General features: G+C 36.6%; 4 protein-coding genes. All 4 read left to right on the top strand.

What is annotated here, in order from left to right; translation table 11 throughout:
* The coding region (locus ACQR30_RS15715; RefSeq protein ID WP_429736708.1) for a DUF4974 domain-containing protein at positions 1-223 on the top strand (223 nt) is incomplete at its 5' end.
* A gap of 202 nt (positions 224-425) precedes the next feature.
* Positions 426-3,800 (top strand): SusC/RagA family TonB-linked outer membrane protein, encoded by a 3,375-nt coding sequence (locus tag ACQR30_RS15710; protein WP_429736707.1) that lies wholly within the window; start codon positions 426-428, stop codon positions 3,798-3,800.
* 9 nt (positions 3,801-3,809) lie between these two features.
* Positions 3,810-5,267 carry a RagB/SusD family nutrient uptake outer membrane protein gene (locus ACQR30_RS15705; protein ID WP_429736706.1) on the top strand — a complete coding sequence of 486 codons (1,458 nt, stop codon included), beginning with the start codon at positions 3,810-3,812 and terminating at the stop codon, positions 5,265-5,267.
* Between the two features lie 10 nt (positions 5,268-5,277).
* Positions 5,278-6,693 carry a substrate import-associated zinc metallohydrolase lipoprotein gene (locus ACQR30_RS15700; RefSeq protein WP_429736705.1) on the top strand — a complete coding sequence of 472 codons (1,416 nt, stop codon included), beginning with the start codon at positions 5,278-5,280 and terminating at the stop codon, positions 6,691-6,693.
* The last annotated feature ends 55 nt before the right edge of the window (positions 6,694-6,748 follow it).

The raw sequence follows: 6,748 nt of genomic DNA, 5'->3' as shown, positions 1-6,748 counted from the left end.
AATGAATAATATATCGATGTCTTCGGCATTAGACTTACTGGCAGAGAAATTTAATGTCCAGATTGAATATTCCCCCGCAGATGTCAAAGATATCAATATTATAGCTACTATTAATCCCAAACAGGCTATCGAGCAGGTGCTTCACAATATTGCCATAATGAATAATCTTCAGATAAGTGAGGTTGATAGTCAGAGATTTATAATTATCAGAAGAGCTAAATAAACCCTATCTTCTAACGTGCCCATAGACGATAATAGGGGTGGCATCTACCGTCTTAAAAATTTAATTGTTAAAAAAAGGAGAAGTGCCTTGGGGGATGCCTGTGTTTTTAACGTATTTATAAGTATGTTAATTAATTTATTCAAATACAACTGTTAGGATGGTGCAAGCAATAACAAACAAGTGCAAATATGTATTATTAGGTATGCGAAGCGTCTTGCTTACATTAACTGTTTACGCACAGAATTCCACTTCGGTTTACGGGATAGTAAGCAACGAAAAAGGAAAACATATTGTTGGAGTCTCTGTAAAAGCAAAAAATACCGTTAGTAATAAAACTTATGAAACGGTTACAGATTCATCCGGGGCTTTTCGTATAGATAGTATACTGGCAGGAGATAATTATACTTTTAATTTTAGTTGTATTGGGTATAAGGCCGAAAAATTGTCTGGATATAGATTGAAGGAGGGAAAAACGACCAATCTTCTGGTGATACTTCATGAAGACTCGTCTGCATTGGCTGACGTTGTAATTACTGGTTATACGACTGTTGATAAGAAGCGTTTTACTGGATCCTATGCTACGCTTTCAGGGAAAGAATTAGAACGGGATGGCGCACCTGATGTAACAAGAATGTTGGAGGGCCAATTTGCTGGTGTTTCGTTACAAAATGTCTCCGGGACTTTTGGGGCGGCCCCTAAATTAAGAATCAGAGGTGCAACTTCTTTGTCTGGTGATAACAAACCCTTGTGGGTAATTGATGGAGTTGTAATTGAAGATGTTGTCAATATTTCAAATGAGGCATTAACGACTGGTGATATGAATACGCTCTTGGGGTCGTCTATAGCAGGAATTAGTCCCAGCGACATTCAAGATATAACCATATTGAAAGATGCAGCTGCGACCGCATTGTATGGCGCACGAGCAATGAACGGGGTGATAGTTATAACTACTAAAAAAGGTAGAAAGACGGAAAGTGGATATCCTTCGATAAATTATGTTGGTAATTTTTCAAGATATATTAAGCCCAACTATGCTGATTTTGATATTATGAATTCAGCTGAACAAATGGGCGTTTTAATGGAAGAGATCAATAAAGGTTATTATCAGCCACCATCAGTAATGCAGGGAGCAACTGGAGGTATAATGTATCAAATGTATAATCAAATAGAAAACTATAATGAAAGTAATGATCAATATGGTGTAAAATTTGACATTCCACATCAAAATGCTTTCTTACAAAGGTATGCCAATGCAAATACCAACTGGTTTGATCTTATTTTTAAGAATTCTTTAATGCAGGAACATGCTTTAAGTGTTTCCTCGGGGACCGATAAATTCCAAACGTATGGATCCTTGGATTATCTGAAAGACGACGGCTTCACAATAGGAAATAATGTAGAACGGATAATTGGAAATTTTCGCATGAATTTTAAAGTTGGCAATAAATTCAAAGGAGAAATCTTATCTGTAGGTTCTGTGAGAAACCAAAGAGCGCCTGGCACGCAAGACCAAGTTTCCGAACCGGTATATGGTTCATATATAAGGGGGTTTGATATTAATCCCTATCAGTTTGTTTTGAACACAAGCAGAATGTTGACACCCTACGATCAAAACGGTAACTTAGAATATTTTAGAGAAAATTATGCCCCATTTAATATCTTAAATGAATTAAATAGTAATTATATGAAATTAGGTGTTGTTGATTATAAAATCCAAGCAACAGCATCTTATCAAATTTTGCCCTCTTTGCAGTATAGTGTCATCGGAGCCTACAGATATGTAAAGACCGAAAATCAGACTTATGCGCTGGAAAACTCCAACTTAGTACAAGCATATAATGCGAATAGCAATGCTATTATGGTGGGCAGTAACGATTATTTATATACAGATCCAGACATTTCTAATGCTATTCCTGAAGTCGTTCTGCCCAGTGGTGGATTCTATAATATCAATGCTACTACAATGAAAAATTATTATCTGCGGCATGCCCTAAATTTTAATAAAAATTTTGGTGGAGATAATTATTTGACTGCTTTTGCATCCATGGAAGCAAGAAATATTGACAGAGAAAATGAATTTTTTGATGGCGTTGGCTACCAATATGAAAATGGGGGACTTGTAAACCCCTATTATAAATACTTTAAACAGGCCGGAGAACAAGGAAAGCCTTATTTTGGAATGCAACCGGGCATCGACAGATTTTTGGCATATATGGGACAAATTACCTATTCCTATAAAGATAGATATACAATTACACCGGCTATGCGCTATGACGGGTCTAACAAAATGGGGGAAAGCAAGACAGCTCGTTGGTTACCCACATGGAATATTTCTGGCAGTTGGAACATCAATCAGGAATCTTTCTGGCATAAAAATGAAATTATATCCAGCGCGGCTCTCAGAGCATCTTATGGATTGGTTGGTAATATAGGAAATGCTACGAATTCTGAAGCTGTTTTTTATAATCAAATAGCAAGAAGACCTTATATAAACGATCAAGAAACACTGACATATATTGATCATTTGGCAAACTCAGAATTAACATGGGAAAAACAAAAGGAGCTGGACTTAGGAACAAATCTGGGCTTCTTTAATGATCAAATTAACCTCATAGTTGATTACTATAAAAGAAGACAATTCAATTTAATTGGTCCTGTATTAACTTCAGGCATTGGCGGTGAATATCAAAAACAGGGAAACTATGCCAGTATGAGAGGGAAGGGACTAGAAATCACTTTGAATGCTAAAGTTATTAATACGAAGGATTTTGGTTGGACCCTTAGGTTTAATTATGCTAGAAATACGAGCAAGATTACTTCTTTGGAAACAGACCCGCTTATATGGGATGCAATATCTGGTAATGGGGCCGCAATTCTTGGCTATCCAGTCAGGGGAATGTTTTCCGTAAAGTTCGCCGGTCTCGATCATAAATTAGGTTATCCTACATTTATTGGAACGGGACCCGATAAACCCATTACGACTTATATAAATCTTCAAAGTGACGATCTTTCTAATCTTAAATATGAGGGACCTACAGACCCCACAACTACCGGTGGACTATATACCAATTTTCGTTACAAAGGATTTACTTTGGCCGGCTTAATTAAATTTTCAACAGGAAACGTATTAAGGCTTAATCCTACAATTAGTTCTTCTTATTCTGATTTGCAGGCATTAACAAAGGATATGTATAACCGATGGGAAATGCCGGGAGATGAATTAAAAACATCCATTCCTGCAATTCTTGATCCGATATCTGCGGCGCAGATTGTTGATAATGAGGGTAATTTAGTGAGTGCGGTTTATCCGTATAATCTCTATAATTATTCTACAGAAAGAGTAGTTAGTGGAGATTATGTTAAACTCGCATATGTGAATTTGTCTTATAATTTGTCTGCATTATTATGTAAGAAACTTGGTTTAAAACAGACCTCCCTCGCTTTTACAACTAATAATATCTGGACAATATATGCTGACAAAAGATTGAATGGCCAGGATCCGGAATTTTATAATTCAGGAGGGGTCGCCTTACCGCAACCAAAGTATTTTACGTTTACTTTAAAAATCGGATTATAAAATATGAATATGAAAAAAACTACATTATTACTATATACCTGCATGGGGATTGCTTTATTCGGGTCTTGTAAAAAATTCTTAGATGTAAATCCTGATAACAGAACCCAAATAAGCACTATCGATAAAGTAAAACAATTGGTAGGTACAGCCTATCCTCAATCAGATTACCTCACTTTTGCCGAAACGGCTTCTGATAATGCTGAAGATAAAGGATCGGGAGATATCAATGATTACGTAACTGCGTATTATTTTTGGAACGATTATCCAAATAATGAAACAAATACAGCTATCAGTTATTGGAATGGCTGTTACTCCGCGATTTCGTCTGCAAATCAAGCCCTAAAATCCATTGAAGATAATCATTTGGGGGCCGCGGCTGATCCTTATAAAGGGGAGGCGTTGGTTTGCCGAGCTTACGCAGAACATATGTTGTCTATATTTTTTGCAAAGCCTTATGTAAGTGGAGGTGACAATAGTTCTCCCGGAGTTCCATATCCCACTACTCCTGAAACTATTCTTTTAGGTAAATATAATCGTGGTACAGTACAATCTACCTATGATAGCATAGAAGCTGATCTGACAGCAGGTTTAAAGCTATTGTCGGCCAATGCGTATGATGTTCCTAAGTACCATTTTACACCCGCTGCTGCCCACGCATTTGCCGCTAGATTTTATCTTTTTAAGGGAGAGTGGCAAAAGGTTATCGACAACGTAGCACAGATAATTCCTTCTGGAGACATTAAAGACAACTTGCGGCAGTGGACATCCGTGTTTAAACCCATGAGTCTACAGGATTTTAATATAGCATTTACAAAAACAGATGTGAAATCCACCTTATTAATGAATAGTTCTTATTCGACATATCAAAGGGTATATTCAACTCCACAATATGGTTACGGATCTAATTTATCCAATATGTTTTTGCCCGAAGGGAATTGCGTGGGAAAAGCGTTAAATAATATTGTAGCTAATTATGGTTTGCCTAATTATACTACTTATAAATGGAAAGAATATTTTTATTATGCAACAGCAAATACCGGATTTCCCTATTTGCCGGTAATCTTGTTTACTGTGGATGAGGCTTTATTAAACCGTGCTGAAGCCTATGCTCATTTAGGGAATTTTGATCTGGCATTACAGGATTTAAACACGTTTTACAGTACAAGAATGTCTTATTATGATCCAATTAAGGATGCGGTGACTTTTCCAAAAATAATGGCGTATTATTCTATTTCAGACCAACAAACTGGTATAATCCGCGCAATATTGGATGCTAAAAAAGCCGAATTTCTTCAAGAAGGATTACGTTGGTTAGATATAGCGAGAACGGGAATCACGGTTAAACATAATGTAATCAACAATAAAGGCGTTGAGACATTTATTGAATTGAAACCTGATGACCCAAGAAGATTATTTCAATTACCTCCGCAAGTAGCATTAGCCGGTATTGCCCTTAACCCCCGTTAAAAAAAATATTATGAGATTGAAATTAAAATATTGTATGTTAAAGTCGTTTTCCTTTAGATTATTATTGTGTACCGCCATAATAGCTCTCTTTTTTTCCTGCAAAAAGGACGATTTCAAACCAGTGGATTTAAATAGTTTAAATCCCGACAACACCGTTACTTATACTGCCTTGGATAATTGGATTACAACAAATTTCTTAAATCCGTATAATGTTGATGTTGTATATCGTGCTAATTCTTATTTTCACGAATATGACAGGAATGTCACACCACCTGATCCAAGCAGCGTACAACCCTATTTGCAAACAGTTTTAGATGGTTATTATGCGCCATACAATGATGTTGCCGGAGTAACCTTTTTAAAGAAATACGGATTTAAACAGTTTGTGCTTTACGGTTCCACTTCTTTTGATGGATCGAATCCACCCGTAGGATATGCAGGAACGGCTTCAGGGGGAATACGCATTAATATTTTTGGATTGGACGGATTTTCCTCGACTTCACCGGGTGACGTTACTTCCAGGCTTGGCGTAATTCATCATGAGTACACACACATTTTGCAACAAACCTTTCCGATGCCTTCCGATTTTCAACAGTTTACTGCGGCACATTACAATGCCAATTGGACTAAAACATCGGCAGATACCTCTCATAAATATGGATTTGTCAGTAGTTATGCAAGTCAAAATCCAGTTGAAGACATGGCTGAAACCAATCGAGCGATGTTAGTATCGGGCCCATCTTGGTTTGATGCTTGGGTAAAAACTTCTACTCAGGGAGCGACAGGTCTAAGAGAAAAAGAGTCCAGCATCGTTAATTATTATAACAACATTGGTATAGATTATAGAGCCTTACAGAAAGAGGTTCAATTGTATATAAAAGACAGCCTTCAAGATCCCTCGGTTACATTCCCCTATTGGTTGAATCAAGGGTCACCCTATTCTTCCATGACAATAAATCTTTCGGACAACATGTATAATCTATACGGACAGTCTGCAGCCTTCGCAAAAGTATATCAAGCTTTGAAAGATTCAATTAAGGCACAAACCTCATGGTTAGCTACAGATGTTCAAATTCTCTTTACCAAAAAAGATTCAATGACCGTCCGCATTCCATTTACCTACGGAGATGGTACAGGTAATTTTTTAGGAGACTTTGATTTTGCAATGAAGGTTGATCCAAATACGGGTATTGTTTTATTTGCAAAAGTTGCCAATAAATCTGGTACTACTTATAGTAATGGAGGTTATTTTACTCGTTCTTTTCAGAATACATTGCAGGCTTACTTGACAGGCAATACTTTTATCGGGGATTGGTTGCAATACAAACCTGAATACAATGTGCCAGGAAATTTGTACACAAAGACAGCAGGATTTTATGTCCAATCTGACCCAACAAATTATTTTTACGGATTATTAGGAGAATAATTACACTTAAAAAAATAAGATGAGAAAACTATTAATTATATTTTCATTTGCTATT

Source organism: Arachidicoccus sp., assembly GCF_050436765.1.
In the GTDB taxonomy this organism is placed as follows: Bacteria; Bacteroidota; Bacteroidia; order Chitinophagales; family Chitinophagaceae; genus Arachidicoccus.
Note: the sequence above shows the minus strand (reverse complement) of the source record. Positions and strands in the feature narration are given on the sequence as shown.

Bases quoted from the DNA above. Each gene is read 5' to 3' on its own strand.
- ACQR30_RS15710 (WP_429736707.1), top strand. From the start codon at position 426: ATGCGAAGCGTCTTGCTTACATTAACTGTTTACGCACAGAATTCCACT.
- ACQR30_RS15705 (WP_429736706.1), top strand. From the start codon at position 3,810: ATGAAAAAAACTACATTATTACTATATACCTGCATGGGGATTGCTTTA.
- ACQR30_RS15700 (WP_429736705.1), top strand. From the start codon at position 5,278: ATGAGATTGAAATTAAAATATTGTATGTTAAAGTCGTTTTCCTTTAGA.